Origin of the sequence: Pantoea phyllosphaerae, assembly GCF_051025595.1 — a bacterium.
Lineage (GTDB): Bacteria > Pseudomonadota > Gammaproteobacteria > Enterobacterales > Enterobacteriaceae > Pantoea.
Genome location: NZ_JBPFDE010000018.1, coordinates 70,487 through 86,705 on the forward strand (window position 1 = coordinate 70,487; position 16,219 = coordinate 86,705).

The window sequence follows — 16,219 nt, forward strand, 5'->3', positions numbered from 1 at the left end:
GCTATTTTCGGCTCTCTATTTTCATCCTCATTGACTACTACAGGCAGACAAATGGCAACGTTAAATATAATAGATTTTAATGCCGTCCCGGACGCCACCACCCTGTCCACTCAGGCAATACAGCGCGCAATTGACCACGCCTCTGCTGGCGACACCGTGCTGATCCCCGCTGGCCGCTTTCTGAGCGGCTCACTGTTTTTGAAAAGCAACCTGACGCTACAACTGGCAGAGGGTGCCGTGCTGCTTGGCAGCGAACGGCTGGAGGACTATGCCAAAATTACAACGCGCGTCGCGGGCATTGATATGGTCTGGCCTGCGGCGCTGCTTAACGTCAATCACTGCCAAAATGTCACCGTTAGCGGAAGCGGTACGATTGATGGCCAGGGAGCGGTCTGGTGGCGCAAATTTTGGGGCGACGATGAAAGCAGCGGCATGCTGGCGGACTATAGCCAGCGCGGCCTGCGCTGGGTGGTAGATTATGACTGCGAACGGCCACGCAACCTGCTGGTGTATGAGAGTGAGAACGTCACGCTGGAGGAATTTACATCGCGTGAGTCTGGCTTCTGGAATATTCACGTTTGTTATTCACAGCAGGTTTATTTGCAGGGACTCAATGTACACAACTCAACGGGCCCGAGCACAGACGGTATTGATATCGATTCCAGTCAGCAGGTGCGCGTGGAGAAGTGTACGGTTTCCTGCAATGACGACAATATCTGCGTTAAAGCCGGGCGCGGCAAGGAAGCACAGCAGCTGGCGAGGACGGCATGCGACATCGCTATCCGCAACTGTACGCTGCTGAAAGGCTCAGGCATTACGCTCGGCAGCGAGACCTCCGGCGGGATTGAAAATGTCCTGATTGAGCACAACCATTTTTCCGGCACCGGCGTGGGATTTCGTATCAAATCGGCCCGCAATCGCGGCGGCTGGATCAAAAACGTGACCGTTCGCCATCTGACGCTGGAGGATGTTTGCTACCCTTTCATGTTGCAGCTGAATTGGTTCCCGCAGTACAGCTACGGCGAGCACTCTGTCGATCCAGACTGGCCACCACACTGGCGGAAGCTGACTGAAGGCGTGGAAGGCGAAGCGGGTTTGACGCAGGTAGACAATATCGCTATCAGCCATGTCAGCAGCACGCTTACGCACCCCGCTGCGTTTTCGCGGGCGTTCTTTATTGAGGGTGCTGCTGAACGTCCGATTGAGGGCCTTTGCTTCAGTGAGATTCGTTTGCAGGCGCAGGAGTTTGGCAAAATCGCTGGCGTCAATAGACTGGTTTTCGACCAGGTAACGCTGGATGCCCCGGCCATAACGCTGTCGGAGAACGATGTTTATCATCGTTAGATAACTGCATTGGGGGCTGTTGTTGCGTTGCTGATAACTTAATGAAAATTCGGGCAAGTTTGCTGGCTGTTGGGCTGTAGGCAGTGGGCAGTGAACAAGGCGGCCAGGCGCTTGTCCATGCTAGTCGCTTTCTAAGCTGCCTGTACGGCAGTGAACGCCAGCCGACTACGACATACCGGACGGATTCATTTCTAAGCTGCCTGTACGGCAGTGAACATTGAGGAAAATCAAGCCTGAAGAGTATGAGTTTTTCTAAGCTGCCTGTACGGCAGTGAACTGTTACCTTACCAAACTAACCTACTCATATCCCAGCAAAAAAGCGCAGTATCGCGGCTTTAACCCTTTTATTTTGCCCGCGCAACGACCTCTTACTTTTCAATAAGTTAAAAAACAACGCAAAAAAAGGGTTTTGAGAAACACTCATAATCAAGCCTGAGGTGAGAACGCTCGTAACAAACAGCAGCACCGCATTTGCCAGCAAATCACTTAATCCTGCCCATACCCAATACCACGCGTCATCCCTGCGCTTTGCGGTGGTTTAAAACGAAAAAACGGACGCAGGACATGCCACCGAAACTATCGGCTTAATCCGTCAGCACCAGCGCAATGCCGCGCTCGCGCAGCGTGCGGCAGACATCGTCGTCTAAGCGGCTGTCGGTCACCACGTCGGTCAGCTCATCCACCGGCGCGGCACAGAACAGCGACCAGGAGCCATACTTGCTGCTGTCCGCCAGCAGAATACGGCGGCGCGCATTCGCCAGTAGATCGCGCTTCAGCCCGGCCTTCTCTTCTGTAGGCGTGGTGATGCCCCGCTCCAGGCTCCAGGAGTTGCAGCTGACGAAGGCGATATCGGGATTGATACTGCGCAGCAGGCGTCGTCCGTGTTCGCCGACGCAAGACTGGCTCGAGTCGTCGATGCGGCCGCCGATAATGGTCACTTCAATCTGTTTGAATTCAGAGAGAAACAGCGCGATATGCAGATCGGCGGTAATGACGCGCAGCGGCAAGTGGGTCAGCTGACGCGCCAGCTCCAGCATGGTCGTGCCAGCGTCCAGCACGACCGCATCACCCGACTGTACGAAGGTGGCGGCGTGATGGGCGATAGCCTGCTTCTCCGCCAGGTTACGCTGCATCTTCTCCAGCGTGGTGGGCTGCGCCGGAATAAAACGGTTCAGCGTGACGCCGCCGTGGCTGCGGCTAATCACCCCTTCTTTATCCAGCTTAATCAAATCACGTCGAATGGTTGCTGGCGAGGCGGAAATGGCGCTCACCAGCTGATCAACAGTCACCAGATTATGGCTTTTCAGATAGTCCATAATCTGGTCAAGGCGACTTTGTCCCTTCATATTTCCCTATGCTAGCTGCATCGCGAGTTTAATGGAGATCGCCATGCTCTCAGACTTCGCTTTACCTGTCCATGCGATATCAAAAGCGGTGCCGTGGTCCGCAGAGGTGCGGATAAACGGCAGGCCGGCAGTGATATTGACACCGTCGTAAAAGCCAAGCAGTTTCAGCGGGATATGTCCCTGATCGTGATACATCGCCACCACCATGTCATACTGCCCTTCCTGACACTGCAGGAACACCGTATCTGGCGGGCAGGGGCCGAAAACCTCAATGCCCTGCTCTTTCATCGCCTTCACCGCAGGCGCGACAGTGGTGATCTCCTCATCGCCAAACAGGCCGTTTTCGCCAGCGTGCGGATTGACGCCCGCTACCGCGATACGCGGCTTCTCAAAGCCCACGCGGCGCAGAAAGGTGTCTGCCATGCCGATCACCGTCTTGATACGCGTCTGGTTCAGCGTATCGAGAAACTTGCGCAGCGCGATATGCGTCGTAACGTGAATGACCTTTAGCTTATCGGTATAGAGCACCATCGCGTAATCTTTGGTGTCGGTCAGGTGCGCCAGCAGCTCGGTATGGCCGGGATAAAGATGACCTGCCGAGTGCAGCGCCTCTTTGTTCAGCGGCGCGGTGGCGATGGCCTGAACATCGCCCGCCAGCGCCAGTTCGGTGGCGCGTTTCACGCAGCGCCAGGCAAGATCGCCCGCCTGCTTCTGCACCACGCCAGGCTTTAGCGCTTGCGGATCGGCCAGCGGCTCGTCGATAACGTTGACGATGCCTGGCGCAAAGCGCGCCTCTTTTACGCTATCCAGCACGCGCAGCTCGACCTGCGGGGTAATATTCAGCGCAAGGATGCGGCGCAGCGTCGCCGCGCACCCCACCACCACCGCTGGCGCGCCGTTAAGGTCGCCTTCCGCCAGCGCTTTGATAATGATCTCTGGGCTGATGCCCGCCGGATCGCCCATGGTCACCGCAATAATTTTACTCACTCGACTTCTCCTCGATAAAACGAATGGCTGCTACCAGGGTGTTTTCGTCGCCAAAACCGCCCGCTTTGGTCATCACCGGCAGGGTAAATTCACTGTTAAGCAGGACGCCGTGCGGCACGCAACCCGCCACGATGCCCTGAATCTGAAAACCGCTGGCGCCCAGCGCCTGCGCGACCGCAATCGCCACATCGCCGCCGGAGAGATAGAGTCCGGCCGGACGCTGCGCGCGGCTGATGGTCAGGGTCAGTTCGCCCAGAAACTGGCAAATCGCCTCGCCAAGCTGCTGGCGCGTAATCTGCTGCTGTTGACACAGCGCGTCGATCTCATGCCGCTGATCGGCATGCTGGCAGGTGCGGATCACCGCATGCTGGCCGTTGCGCAGCGCGGCAAGCGCCTGCTCTGCCCACTGCGCGCGATGCGGCCAGCAAGGGCGTTCAAACAGCTGGCGGATATCGATATCTACCAGTGCGATATCTCGCTGCGCCGCCAGCCGCGCGATCTGCTGCTGGGCGCTGGCGCTCATCGAGCCAATCACGGCCAGCACCGGCGCGGGGTGGTATTCCGCCAGCTGCGCGCCGAGCGCATCGCTCAGTCCGGCGGCGCCAACCAGCAGCGGAGTTTCGTCAAGCTGCGCGGCGGCAGTCAGAATAAGCGCAATGTCGCTTTCGCTTTCCGCATCGATCACCACCGCGCCCTGCTGCTCCGCCAGCAGCGCGGCAAAACGATCGCTGCGTAGCGCGGCAAGATCGATCTCGACGCCCGCGATCCCGAGCTGCGTTAATACCCGCGCGCTGATCACCGGCGTTTTTGGATCGCTGGCGTATTCGGTCTCGGTCAGCGGCACCCGGTTCACGCGCACCTCGCCGCGGCGCGTGACGCGGCCCAGCCGTGGTACGGCAGGCACGATCAGCGCCCGCTTTTTGCCGCTGGCGGCCAGCGCGGCATGCACTTCGGCGCCGATATTGCCGCGCAGCGTGGAGTCGATCTTTTTAAACAGCCAGCCCTGGGCGATAAAAGCCTGATGTTGACGCACCACCGCTTCAGTACGTGCCGCCGCCTCTGCGGGGCTGACGGCGCGGCTGTCGGTGCTGATCACCCAGACGTCGGCGGCGGCACTATCCAGCGGCGTCTCGCTGCTGAACAGGACATGCACGCGCGCGCCCGCCTGCGCCAGTCCGCTGCCTGCGTCGTTCGCGCCGGTAAAGTCATCGGCTATCACCAGCACGGGCGTTTTCCATGACCTCTGCGTCATCTTCTCTCCTGATTCGGCGGTATGCCGCTGTGAATGATTATATTCAATCATGATTGATTATATGTGAGCAAGATCAAATTAATCGAAATCGATATGCCCTATAAATTTAGGCACAGCAAGTGACAGATATCGCACTAATATGAGCAAACCTAATCATTTGCTCCAGCTTCGTCGTAATAAGGGTATGAGATGAATATCAACAGCACGGTAATTAGCGGTTTTCAGGCGCTGAACGACATTAGCTATCTGCTGAAAGGAAAGGCCAGCGCGCTGCTGGTGACGGACAAGAATATTGAAACCATTCCGGCGGTACAGGCGCTTATCGCTCAGCTGAAACAGCATATCGCCAGCGTCAGCGTGATTAACAGCGTGCCGCCGGAGCCGAGCCAGCACGACGTTGCCGCCGTGCTGGCGGCGCTGCCTGGGCGCGACGTGGATATGGTGATCGGCGTCGGCGGCGGCAGCGTGCTCGACGTCGCTAAGCTGCTGTCGGTGCTTTGCGTCGATAACGCCCCGTCGCTGGAGGGGCTGCTGGCGGGTGAAAAGCCAACCGCGCGCACCACCTCACTGCTGATCCCGACCACTGCAGGCACCGGCTCAGAGGCGACGCCCAATGCCATCCTGGCGATCCCGGAGCGTGAAACCAAAGTCGGCATTATCTCGCCGGTGATGCTGCCCGACTTCGTGGCGCTGGTGCCGGAGCTGACCACCAGCATGCCGCCGCATATCGCCTCTTCGACCGGCATTGATGCGCTTTGTCATCTGATTGAATGCTTCACCGCCACGGTGTCGAATCCGGTAAGCGACAACTACGCGCTGATCGGCATGAAAAAATTGTTCGCCAGCCTCGAAACCGCCGTTGCCGAGCCGCATAACCTGCAGGCGCGGCTGGATATGCTGTGGGCCTCTTATTACGGCGGCGCGGCGATCGCCCATGCAGGCACGCATCTGGTGCACGCCATGTCCTATCCGCTGGGCGGCAAATATCACTTGCCGCACGGCGTTGCCAACGCCATTTTGCTGGCGCCCTGCATGGCCTTTGTGCGGCCAGCCGCAGTGGACAAATTCGCTCAGGCCTACGATCTGCTGCCGGATGCAGATACCTCGCTGGATAACGAGAGCAAATCGCACGCGCTGGTGGCTTACTTCACCGCGCTGGTTAAACGTTTGCAGCTGCCCGCCAGCCTTGAAGAGCTGGGCATCGGCCCGGATCACCTGCCCTATTTAGTGGAAGCGGCGCTCGACGTGCAGCGTCTGATGAAGAACGTGCCCGCTGCCGTCAGCGCGCATAACGTTCGCGACGTCTACCTGACGCTCTTCCCTTCACATCAGGAATAAAGAGGATTGTATGAGCCAGAAAATTACCGGCGTATTGACCGCTATTGTCACCTGTTTCGATCGGGAAGGCGCCTATAACCCTGAAGCCCAGCGCGAGCAGGTAAAACGCCAGCTGGATGCGGGCAACGGCATCTTCTGCGGCGGCACCAACGGCGAGTTCTTTGTGCTCAACGAGCAGGAGAAGATCGCGGTTACCGAAACCTGCGTCGATGAGGTGAACGGCCGCGCGCCGGTTGTCGCCCATATCGGCGAGATTTCGACGCGCGAAACCATCCGTCTCGGCAGACAGATTGCGAAGCTCGGGGTGGAGGCGGTGTCGGTGATCACGCCCTACTTCGTGCCGCTTAAGCAGGACGAGTTGATTTACCACTATCAAACGGTAGCTGACGCGCTGGATGTGCCGCTGTTTCTCTACAACATCCCGGCGCGCACCGGCAACACGCTGCAGCCGGAAACCGTACGTACCCTGGCGTCGCATCCCAACATTATCGGCATCAAAGACTCGGCGGGCAGCTATGAGAGCCTGAGCGGCTTTATTAAGGCGGCGGAAGGTATTGATAACTTCGACGTGCTTAACGGGCCGGACTCGCTAATCCATCAGGGCTTCGTCGACGGCTGCTCCGCCTGTATCTCCGGCCTGGCCAACGCCGCGCCAAAAGAGATCAACGCCATCTGGGCGCGCTTCAACGCAGGCGATATTGAGGGGTCGCGCGCGGCACAGGAGAACGTGACCGGCCTGCGCACCGATCTCTACAGCATCGGCTTCTCGCCGGCAGCGGTGAAGAAAGCGGTTTCGCTGCTGGGCTATGACGTCGGCGAGAGCCGCTACGCGGTGCGATTCAGCGCCGATGAAGAGCAAAAGATTCGTCAGGTCGTCAATCAGTACCTGAAGTAATGACCGTCAGGGCAGCCGTTGCTGCCCTTGCCTGTTCGACTTATCCCTTGGGAAACACGATGAAAGTAATCTGCACCTCGCCGTCGTTCGCTAAATATGACACGACGCCGATCGATACCCTGAAACAGCACGGCTTTGAACTGGTGACCCTGCCCGCCGACGCAACGCCTGAAGCGCTGGCGCCGCATCTGCCGGAGACCGTAGCGATGATTGTCGCCTTTACCGAGGTTAACGAGGCGCTGCTGGCGCAGGCGCCGCAGCTGAAGATCGTCTGCAAGCATGGCGTCGGCGTCGATAATATCGACCTCGACGCCACGCGCGCGCGCGGCATCTACGTCACCAACGTACCGGACGCCAACAAGCACGCCGTCGCCGACTTCGCCTTTGCGCTGATCCTCAACGCCGCGCGCCAGCTGACGCAGGCGGTCACGGAAACGCGCGCGGGCGGCTGGCCGCGTATCTTCGCTACCGACGTCTACGGCAAAACGCTGGGCATTGTCGGCCTGGGCAATATCGGCAAGCAGGTGGCGCTGCGCGCGAAAGGCTTCAACATGCGCGTGATCGCCTTTGATTTCTATCCTGACGAGGCCTTTGCCGCCGAGCACGGCGTCACCTTTGTCAGCCTCGACCAGCTCACCGCAGAGAGCGACTTCATTACGCTGCACACGCCGCTGACCGACGAGACGCGCGACCTGTTCGACGGTGCGCGCCTGCGCCGCATGAAGAAGCGCGCCTTCCTGATCAACGTCTCACGCGGCGGCGTCGTGAATGAAGAGGATCTCTTTAATGCGCTGCAGGACAATGTGATTGCCGGCGCGGCGGCCGACGTTTTTGTTCAGGAACCGCTGACCTCGCATCCGCTGTTTAGCCTGCCGAACTTTATCCCGACGTCGCATATCGCGGGCTACACCGACGGCGCCATTAGCGCCATCGGTGAACGCTGCGTGGCGCAGATTGTGCAGTGCGTCCGTCAGGACGAGCGGCCGATCAACGTCATGAACGGGCTGGCATAAGCGCCGCCCACGCCTGCAACCAGATTCGAGTGGAAAATAATGATGAACCCTACGCTGCGCTCGACCAAAATTCGCTGGTGGATCGCTGGCCTGATGTGGCTGGCAATCGCCATCAACTATATTGACCGGACGGTGCTCTCCGCCGCCGCCCCGCATCTGATCACCGAGCTGGAGATTAACCCGGAGATGATGGGCCTGATTATGGCCGCCTTCTTCTGGTCCTATGCGCTGCTGCAAATCCCGGCGGGCTGGTTCGCGGATCGCTTCGGCCAGAAAAAAGGGCTCGGCATCGCGGTCGGCTGGTGGTCGATCGCCACCATGGCGATGGGACTGGCGACCGGCTTTAAATCGCTGCTGGCGCTGCGCCTGGCGCTGGGCGTCGGCGAAGCGGCCGCCTATCCCAGCAACGCGGGCATTGCCGCGCGCTGGTTCCCGGATCGCGAGCGTGCCACCGTATCGGGGCTGTTCGACAGCGCCTCGAAATTCGGCGGCGCGGTGGCGATGCCGCTGATCGTCTGGATGATCGCCATGGTGGACTGGCGCATCACCTTCCTGGTGATCGGCGCCATCGGCCTGTTCTGGGTGATCGCCTGGTATTTTATCTACGCCGAAAACCCGGAAGATCATAAAAAGATCGACCGGAACGAAGTGCGGCTGATCCGCGACGGCCAGGCGCAGAAGCACGGTGAGAAAGGCGTCCGCCCGATGAAGTGGTACCGGCTGCTGCGCTACCGCAATATCTGGGCGATGTGCATCGGCTTTTTCACCATCAACTACACCTCCTACTTTTTCATTACCTGGCTGCCGACCTACCTGGTCAAAGACAAGGGCATGGACTTCCTGAAGATGGGCTTCGTTGCCGCACTGCCGCTTATCTGCGGCATGGTAATCGAGGTGCTGGCGGGATGGGCGTCGGATCGCATGGTGCATAAAAAGGTGCTGTCGCTGACCGCCACGCGCAAGCTTTTCCTGACCATTGGCCTGCTGATGGCGCTCTGTATCGGTTTCGCACCCTTTACCGAGTCGGTGTTTATGACCGTGCTGCTGCTCTGTATCGCCAAGTCGGGCACGACCGTCGCCGCCTCGCAGGTGTGGGCACTGCCGGGCGACGTCGCGCCGAAGAACAGCGTTTCTATTGTCGCCGGGCTACAGAACACGGTGTCGAATATGGGCGGCGCGGTCGGCCCGATTATTACCGGCGCCATTGTCGGCGCCACCGGACACTTTACCTGGGCACTGGTCTTCTCCGCCGTGCTGGTGGTGATCGGCATCCTCAACTATCTGTTCCTGATGGGCAAGGTTGAGCCAATTGTCGATGAAAAGAAGGTGCAGGAGCCGCAGGCGGTCGCCAGCAGCGTCTGACAGGCGCGTGAAAAAAGGCTCTGATGGCGATCGGAGCCTTTTTGCCTTTAACGCGGCGCGCGCACCGTCGCGAAAATCGCCCTGCCGATGCGGGCGATCGCCGCATTGCTCTGCGCAAGCGTCGCCTCTGTTTGCGTAATATAGACAGCAATAATCAGCGGCTTGCCGTTTTCCGGCCATACCACGCTGATAATCGACCGCGAACCAGACTCCCCAGCGCCGGTTTTGTCGGCGATGCTCCATCCCTCTGGCAAAACCGAACGCAGCAGCGCACCGGCGACCTTATCATCGCGCATCCATTGCAGCAGCTGCGCGCGCGAAGCGGGCGTCAGCGCTGTTCCCAGCGTCAGCTTTTGCAGCGTCTCGCTAACAGCCAGCGGCGTGGTGGTATCGCGCATATCGCCCGGTACGGCGCTGTTTAGCTCAGGCTCGAAGCGGTCGAGCCGCGTGACCTTGTCGCCCAGTTCGGCGAAAAAGCGCGTCACCGCGACTGGACCGCCCAGCTTGTTCGCCAGCAGATTCGCCGCGGTGTTATCGCTCCAGGCGATAGCCGCCTCGCAGAGCTGTCCCCAGCTCATCCCGGCGGGCGCGACAAACTTTTCGGTGACCGGCGAATAAGCGACCAGCGCGGTGCGATGGAACCGGGTGCGATCCGTAAGCCGCAGTTTGCCTTTATCCTGCGCGCTGAGCAGCGCGCCGCACAACAGCGCCTTATGCGTGCTGTTAAGCGGAAAGCGCTCGTTGCCGCGATAGCTGGCGACGCTGTCTGCGCCGGTATCAATGATGGCGATGCCGATACGCGCCTTCAGCGCCTGCTCTTCCTGCTGCGCAACAGCCGCCAGACCCTCATCGTTTATCGAAGCCTGAGCGAGCGCGGCGCTGAACAGCAGCGAAGCGGCAAGAAATTTTGTCAAAGAAAACATCATGATTGTCCTTAATGTAGGGTTCCACAGAGCTTGCCCTTTTGCGTACCGCTACGCAAAGCTTAAACCGCAAAGTCGTTAACTCAGCCTGTCAGCGGTATATTCGCTCTGCTGGTAGTTGAAAAAATGCCCGACCCGGTTAAAATGTAGCAACGTCACTACAAAGCAGGAGTCGCGCGATGAAAATTTTCACGCTGTCGAGCAGAGAGTTTAACCAGCAGGTGTCGAACGCGAAAAAAGCGGCGGAGGAAGGCCCGGTCTACATTACCGATCGCGGCAAACCCGCTCACGTTTTACTCACTTTCGAGGCATATAAAAAACTGACCGGCACGCGTCGCAATATTCAGGACGCGCTGGCGATGCCCGATGTGGCGGCGATCGACTTTGCGCCGGAACGCGGCGACATCGATTTCAGGGACGTCGATTTGTCATGAGATATTTGCTGGATACCAACGTAATTTCCGAACTGCGCAAGGCGCGCACGCGCGCTATCGATCCTGCCGTCTCTGCGTGGACCGATAGCGTCGATGCAGGCGATCTGTTTCTCTCGGCGATCACCATTATGGAAATAGAGAAAGGCATTGCTCAGGTGGCGCGTCGCGAGCTTGCTCAGGCTGCCCGCCTGCGAGAGTGGTTTGAAACGGCGGTGCTGACAGAGTTCAGCGATCGCATTCTGCCTTTTGAAACAGAAGCGGCGCGCTACTGCGCCCGGCTGCAGGTGCCGGATAAACGCGCCGCGAACGACGCCATTATTGCCGCCATCGCCTGGCAGCACGATATGATACTGGTCACGCGCAACGTAAAGGACTTTACCGGCATGGGCGTGCAGCTGCTTAATCCCTGGGAATGGGCGAGCTGACTTAGCGCCCCTGTAGAAACTGACGGTAGGCGTTCATCACGGCGAGAAAATCCTCCACGCCGCAGAACGACAGGCTCTCTTCGTCGTAGTAGTTCATGCCCTCTTCCAGCCCGTCATCCTCTAAGGCGAGATGGTTGGCGCGGATCATGATCTCTTCATCGTCCATCCACAGCGTATATTCGTGGCCGATGCGCTGCCACTGGCGCTCGCTGCCCTTGATGCTGCGCATCGCGGCTTCAACCTCGTCCAGCAGCGCCAGGTTTTCTTTCACTTCCTCGTTGAACCAGTGGCCCACCGCTTCGTGATCCATCGACATGCGTACTTTCACCTGTCCGGTGAGATCGCGTAAAAATTCGTATTCCATGGGCTAACCCTTTGGTTAATGACGCGAGTGAATCCGCACCAAAATAGTGTGTGCGCATCATCAACGCTAAAGTGAGATCGGGGCGACATTATTGCGGGGAAAAAGCAAAAGAAAAAGGGGCGATTATCGCCCCTTCGGTTTTTAGTTGGTCACTCAGACCGCCGTCTGGAAAATGACGTTGTCCGCTTTATCGGTGTACTGATCCAGCTGGTCAAAGTTGAGGTAGCGGTAGGTGTCGCTGGCGGTTTTATCCACCTGCGCCATGAACTGCTGGTACTCATCCGGCGTCGGCAGTTTGCCGAGCAGAGAAGAAACCGCAGCCAGTTCCGCCGATGCCAGATAGACGTTGGCGCCGGTACCGAGACGGTTCGGGAAGTTACGCGTCGAGGTGGAAACCACCGTTGCGCCGTCCTGCACGCGCGCCTGGTTCCCCATGCAGAGCGAGCAGCCCGGGATCTCGATACGCGCGCCACTCTTGCCGAAGACGCTGTAGTAGCCCTCTTCGGTCAGCTGAGCCGCATCCATCTTGGTCGGCGGCGCCACCCACAGGCGGGTCGGCAGCTGACCTTTATGGCTGTCGAGCAGTTTACCAGCCGCGCGGAAGTGCCCGATGTTGGTCATGCACGAGCCGATAAACACTTCGTCGATCTTCTCGCCCTGCACGTCAGAGAGCAGACGCGCGTCGTCTGGATCGTTCGGCGCGCACAGGATCGGCTCTTTGATGTCCGCCAGATCGATCTCGATCACCGCCGCGTATTCAGCGTCGGCGTCCGCTTCCAGCAGCTGCGGATCCGCCAGCCATTTTTCCATGCCCTGGATACGGCGCTCCAGCGTACGGCGATCGCCGTAGCCTTCCGCGATCATCCACTTCAGCAGCACGATATTGGAGCTGAGGTATTCAACGATCGGCGCTTTATCCAGCTTAATGGTACAGCCCGCGGCCGAACGCTCGGCCGAGGCGTCGGTCAGTTCGAACGCCTGCTCGACCTTCAGATCCGGCAGACCTTCAATCTCCAGAATGCGGCCAGAGAAGATGTTCTTTTTGCCTTTCTTCTCAACGGTCAGCAGGCCCTGCTTGATGGCGTACAGCGGAATAGCGTGCACCAGATCGCGCAGGGTGATGCCCGGTTGCATTTTGCCTTTAAAGCGCACCAGCACGGATTCAGGCATATCAAGCGGCATCACGCCGGTCGCAGCGGCAAAAGCCACCAGGCCAGAGCCTGCCGGGAAGGAGATGCCGATCGGGAAGCGAGTATGCGAGTCGCCGCCGGTGCCGACAGTATCCGGCAGCAGCATGCGGTTCAGCCATGAGTGGATCACGCCGTCGCCCGGACGCAGCGAGACGCCGCCGCGGTTCATAATGAAGTCCGGCAGCGTGTGGTGCGTGTTGACGTCGACCGGCTTCGGATAGGCGGCGGTGTGGCAGAACGACTGCATCACCAGGTCGGCGGAGAAGCCGAGGCACGCCAGATCTTTCAGCTCGTCGCGCGTCATTGGGCCGGTGGTGTCCTGAGAACCGACCGAGGTCATTTTCGGTTCGCAGTAAGCGCCAGGGCGGATGCCATCGACGCCGCAGGCGCGGCCGACCATTTTCTGCGCCAGCGAGTAGCCGCGCGTGCTTTCCGCCACGTCTTTCGCCTGACGGAAGACGTCGCTGTGCGGCAGGCCCAGCGATTCACGTGCTTTGCTGGTGAGGCCGCGGCCGATAATCAGCGGAATACGGCCGCCGGCGCGTACTTCGTCGATCAGCACGTCGGTTTTCAGCGTAAAGCTGGCCAGCAGCTCGCCGGTTTCGTGGTTACGCACTTCGCCTTTGTACGGATAGACGTCGATCACGTCGCCCATATTCAGCTCGCCGACGTCAACTTCAATCGGCAGCGCGCCCGCATCTTCCATGGTGTTAAAGAAGATTGGCGCGATTTTGCTGCCCAGCACCAGACCGCCGCCTTTTTTGTTCGGGACGTTCGGGATATCTTCGCCCATGAACCAGAGAACGGAGTTGGTCGCGGATTTACGGGAAGAGCCGGTGCCGACGACGTCGCCGACGTAAGCCAGCGGATAGCCTTTGGCCTGCAGCGCTTCAATCTGCTTGATCGGGCCGACGTTGCCCGGCTCATCCGGGTTGATGCCTTCGCGGGCGTTTTTCAGCATCGCCAGCGCGTGCAGTGGAATATCCGGACGCGACCAGGCATCCGGCGCCGGAGAGAGGTCGTCGGTGTTGGTTTCGCCGGTCACTTTGAACACGGTGACGGTAATTTTTTCTGCCAGCTCGGGGCGTGACAGGTACCACTCGGCATTCGCCCAGGATTGCATCACCTGCTGCGCATGGGTATTGCCCGCTTTCGCTTTTTCTTCAACGTCGTAGAAGTTGTCAAACATCAGCAGCGTGTGAGACAGCGCTTTGGCGGCAATCGGCGCCAGCTTTGCGTCGTCCAGCGCGTCAATCAGCGGATGAATGTTGTAACCGCCTTGCATGGTGCCCAGCAGTTCAATCGCTTTTTCGGGGGATACCAGAGGAGAGGTCGTTTCGCCTTTAGCCACCGCGGCAAGGAAACCCGCTTTAACGTAGGCGGCTTCATCAACGCCGGGTGGGACACGGTTGACCAACAGATCGGTCAGGAATTCTTCTTCACCCGCTGGCGGGTTTTTCAGCAGTTCAACCAGCGCGGCCATCTGGGAAGCATCTAACGGCTTAGGTACGATCCCCTGGGCGGCACGCTCGGCAACGTGCTTACGGTATTCTACTAGCACGACGTTCTCCTCGCTCACATTGTATGGGTTTCCGGTGCACCCTGGTGACAAAGCATTCCATGAGTAGGGTAAGGTGCCCGGTTCCGCGTGGGGCAGCATAGCAGGGTTCAGGCTGTTTGTTAATCTGTTTACAAAAACACAACATAATTAACAGGGTAAAAAAGTGCGGTTTTGGCTTTTATGGGCTAGCTGATGAGTGAGGGCTGAAGTGAGAAAGATGTCGTGGATTCATTCCTGGTTTTAATCGCAGCATAAAGGCACGGTCAGGAGTGGTAGTGTTGGATGGGAGTATAACTTTTTGACGTAGTTTTGCTGGAAACAGGAAGGTGGGAGTTATGAGTTTTATCATTGTGAGAGTATGCCTGGCAGGATAAAGGCAAAGCGTATGTGCTTTCGGCTGCCTGTACGGCAGTGAACAGCCCAGGTTACTTATGCAACCATCTCATTGTTTTCTAAGCTGCCTGTACGGCAGTGAACGCGTCGAGTTCTGCGACAGTCGCTGCTTTCGTTTTCTAAGCTGCCTGTACGGCAGTGAACTTTAGAAAAACGTTCCGCTAGCCTGGCGTAAATTTCTAAGCTGCCTGTACGGCAGTGAACGGGATTTCCAGATTGATGGTGATTATTACGCATTTCTAAGCTGCCTGTACGGCAGTGAACCATTGTTGCTCAAAGCGTTTGAGTGATTATTTTTTCTAAGCTGCCTGTACGGCAGTGCACTGATTCAGAAGAAGCCTTTGAAGCCACATTGTTTTCTAAGCTGCCTGTACGGCAGTGAACGACTCCTCTGTTGAGTTCGGCGGACTGATCAATTTCTAAGCTGCCTGTACGGCAGTGAACGCGTCGTAAAGCGCCTTGAAGCTGATCAGCTTTTTCTAAGCTGCCTGTACGGCAGTGAACGCCTCAAGCCGACTCAACTCATTGATTACCTTTTTCTAAGCTACCTGTACGGCAGTGAACTTTCGTAAATAGCTTCGCTCATGGGCGCGCCTTTTCTAAGCTGCCTGTACGGCAGTGAACTGGGTGTGGGTCATTGAGTTTAAGCGCGTGGATTTCTAAGCTGCCTGTACGGCAGTGAACCAACTGGCGCCGCGGGCAACATGGGGCAATCTTTTCTAAGCTGCCTGTACGGCAGTGAACAGAAGAAGGGGGAGGCTTTGTTAATCTGTCCTTTCTAAGCTGCCTGTACGGCAGTGAACGCGAAGAGAGGACGTTTCAGGTGTTTAATTACTTTCTAAGCTGCCTGTACGGCAGTGAACTAGCGACAGTTGCAGTCGCGCCGGTACTCAATTTTCTAAGCTGCCTGTACGGCAGTGAACCATCTGAAAAATCTGATTCCGCGTGATTTCGCTTTCTAAGCTGCCTGTACGGCAGTGAACATCAGCTGATATTAGGACAAAATTGTATCGCTTTTCTAAGCTGCCTGTACGGCAGTGAACGCTTTCTTTGCTTGGCTTTTCTGCTGACATTTTTTCTAAGCTGCCTGTACGGCAGTGAACTTTTTGCCCGCATGTTCCCCCTCACAGATGATTTTCTAAGCTGCCTGTACGGCAGTGAACTGGGGGATTCATAACTACTTTGTCAAAGCGGCTTTCTAAGCTGCCTGTACGGCAGTGAACTCTACGGAAATTTTGTGCTGCTGTGGTTGTTCTTTCTAAGCTGCCTGTACGGCAGTGAACCCACGAACTATGAGCGGCTTTACAAGCCCAAGTTTCTAAGCTGCCTGTACGGCAGTGAACCCGGCGCATCTACTCTGCAGGTTACCGTTGCTTTTCTAAGCTGCCTGTA

13 protein-coding genes and 1 CRISPR repeat array are annotated in these 16,219 nt (G+C 58.0%); of the genes, 7 read left to right on the forward strand and 6 right to left on the reverse strand.

Translation table 11 applies throughout. The annotated features are described in order from the left end of the window. The first annotated feature begins 51 nt into the window (after positions 1–51). A complete protein-coding gene (locus ACR6A7_RS19095; protein ID WP_434126853.1) occupies positions 52–1,344 on the forward strand; it encodes a glycoside hydrolase family 28 protein in 1,293 nt (430 codons plus the stop codon). A gap of 584 nt (positions 1,345–1,928) precedes the next feature. On the opposite strand, the gene ACR6A7_RS19100 is transcribed toward ACR6A7_RS19095, so the two are convergent. The 3 genes from ACR6A7_RS19100 to dtnK are packed head-to-tail and all read right to left on the reverse strand — an operon-like array spanning position 1,929 to position 4,929. After that, positions 1,929–2,690 (reverse strand): DeoR/GlpR family DNA-binding transcription regulator, encoded by a 762-nt coding sequence (locus tag ACR6A7_RS19100; RefSeq protein ID WP_434126854.1) that lies wholly within the window; start codon positions 2,688–2,690, stop codon positions 1,929–1,931. Positions 2,691–2,696: 6 nt separating this feature from the next. After that, on the reverse strand, positions 2,697–3,677 hold the full coding sequence (locus ACR6A7_RS19105) for a D-threonate 4-phosphate dehydrogenase (RefSeq protein ID WP_434126855.1): 981 nt from the start codon (positions 3,675–3,677) through the stop codon (positions 2,697–2,699). Further along, positions 3,670–4,929: a D-threonate kinase gene (dtnK, locus tag ACR6A7_RS19110; RefSeq protein WP_434126856.1), complete on the reverse strand. Its 1,260-nt coding sequence runs from the start codon at positions 4,927–4,929 to the stop codon at positions 3,670–3,672. The genes ACR6A7_RS19105 and dtnK overlap by 8 nt, the downstream gene beginning before the upstream one ends. A gap of 189 nt (positions 4,930–5,118) precedes the next feature. Between dtnK and ACR6A7_RS19115 the strand changes: the two genes are divergently transcribed. The 4 genes from ACR6A7_RS19115 to ACR6A7_RS19130 are packed head-to-tail and all read left to right on the forward strand — an operon-like array spanning position 5,119 to position 9,537. Then, positions 5,119–6,267 carry an iron-containing alcohol dehydrogenase gene (locus tag ACR6A7_RS19115; RefSeq protein WP_434126857.1) on the forward strand — a complete coding sequence of 383 codons (1,149 nt, stop codon included), beginning with the start codon at positions 5,119–5,121 and terminating at the stop codon, positions 6,265–6,267. Between the two features lie 10 nt (positions 6,268–6,277). Continuing rightward, positions 6,278–7,162 (forward strand): dihydrodipicolinate synthase family protein, encoded by an 885-nt coding sequence (locus ACR6A7_RS19120; protein WP_434126858.1) that lies wholly within the window; start codon positions 6,278–6,280, stop codon positions 7,160–7,162. A 59-nt stretch (positions 7,163–7,221) separates the two neighbouring features. After that, entirely contained in the window at positions 7,222–8,175 is a 954-nt protein-coding gene (locus ACR6A7_RS19125; RefSeq protein ID WP_434126859.1) for a phosphoglycerate dehydrogenase, read from the forward strand. A 42-nt stretch (positions 8,176–8,217) separates the two neighbouring features. After that, positions 8,218–9,537, forward strand: coding sequence for an MFS transporter (locus tag ACR6A7_RS19130; RefSeq protein ID WP_434126866.1), 1,320 nt, complete (start codon positions 8,218–8,220; stop codon positions 9,535–9,537). Positions 9,538–9,584: 47 nt separating this feature from the next. On the opposite strand, the gene bla is transcribed toward ACR6A7_RS19130, so the two are convergent. Further along, complete coding sequence (bla, locus tag ACR6A7_RS19135) at positions 9,585–10,460, reverse strand: class A beta-lactamase (protein WP_434126860.1); 876 nt, start codon at positions 10,458–10,460, stop codon at positions 9,585–9,587. 179 nt (positions 10,461–10,639) lie between these two features. On the opposite strand from bla, the gene ACR6A7_RS19140 reads away from it, so the two are divergent. Continuing rightward, positions 10,640–10,894, forward strand: coding sequence for a type II toxin-antitoxin system Phd/YefM family antitoxin (locus ACR6A7_RS19140; RefSeq protein ID WP_434126861.1), 255 nt, complete (start codon positions 10,640–10,642; stop codon positions 10,892–10,894). Further along, the gene (locus ACR6A7_RS19145; RefSeq protein ID WP_434126862.1) at positions 10,891–11,319 is read left to right on the forward strand and encodes a type II toxin-antitoxin system VapC family toxin; all 429 of its coding nucleotides are present in this window, start codon (positions 10,891–10,893) and stop codon (positions 11,317–11,319) included. Before ACR6A7_RS19140 ends, ACR6A7_RS19145 begins: the two co-directional genes overlap by 4 nt. Position 11,320: 1 nt before the next feature. Here the strand turns inward: ACR6A7_RS19145 and yacL are convergent, their stop codons facing one another. Both yacL and acnB read right to left on the reverse strand, forming a co-directional pair. Beyond that, positions 11,321–11,683, reverse strand: coding sequence for a protein YacL (gene yacL / locus ACR6A7_RS19150; RefSeq protein WP_103793960.1), 363 nt, complete (start codon positions 11,681–11,683; stop codon positions 11,321–11,323). A gap of 153 nt (positions 11,684–11,836) precedes the next feature. Further along, complete coding sequence (gene acnB / locus ACR6A7_RS19155; RefSeq protein ID WP_434126863.1) at positions 11,837–14,434, reverse strand: bifunctional aconitate hydratase 2/2-methylisocitrate dehydratase; 2,598 nt, start codon at positions 14,432–14,434, stop codon at positions 11,837–11,839. Between the two features lie 389 nt (positions 14,435–14,823). After that, positions 14,824–16,170: direct repeats of the CRISPR family, unit length 28 nt; unit sequence TTTCTAAGCTGCCTGTACGGCAGTGAAC. Positions 16,171–16,219 lie beyond the last annotated feature (49 nt).

What these genes read in the sequence shown, in the direction of transcription:
- ACR6A7_RS19095 (WP_434126853.1), top strand. Translation starts at nt 52, where the DNA reads ATGGCAACGTTAAATATAATAGATTTTAATGCCGTCCCGGACGCCACC.
- ACR6A7_RS19100 (WP_434126854.1), bottom strand. Translation starts at nt 2,690, where the DNA reads ATGAAGGGACAAAGTCGCCTTGACCAGATTATGGACTATCTGAAAAGC.
- dtnK (WP_434126856.1), bottom strand. Translation starts at nt 4,929, where the DNA reads ATGACGCAGAGGTCATGGAAAACGCCCGTGCTGGTGATAGCCGATGAC.
- ACR6A7_RS19115 (WP_434126857.1), top strand. Translation starts at nt 5,119, where the DNA reads ATGAATATCAACAGCACGGTAATTAGCGGTTTTCAGGCGCTGAACGAC.
- ACR6A7_RS19120 (WP_434126858.1), top strand. Translation starts at nt 6,278, where the DNA reads ATGAGCCAGAAAATTACCGGCGTATTGACCGCTATTGTCACCTGTTTC.
- ACR6A7_RS19125 (WP_434126859.1), top strand. Translation starts at nt 7,222, where the DNA reads ATGAAAGTAATCTGCACCTCGCCGTCGTTCGCTAAATATGACACGACG.
- ACR6A7_RS19130 (WP_434126866.1), top strand. Translation starts at nt 8,218, where the DNA reads ATGAACCCTACGCTGCGCTCGACCAAAATTCGCTGGTGGATCGCTGGC.
- bla (WP_434126860.1), bottom strand. Translation starts at nt 10,460, where the DNA reads ATGTTTTCTTTGACAAAATTTCTTGCCGCTTCGCTGCTGTTCAGCGCC.
- ACR6A7_RS19140 (WP_434126861.1), top strand. Translation starts at nt 10,640, where the DNA reads ATGAAAATTTTCACGCTGTCGAGCAGAGAGTTTAACCAGCAGGTGTCG.
- ACR6A7_RS19145 (WP_434126862.1), top strand. Translation starts at nt 10,891, where the DNA reads ATGAGATATTTGCTGGATACCAACGTAATTTCCGAACTGCGCAAGGCG.
- yacL (WP_103793960.1), bottom strand. Translation starts at nt 11,683, where the DNA reads ATGGAATACGAATTTTTACGCGATCTCACCGGACAGGTGAAAGTACGC.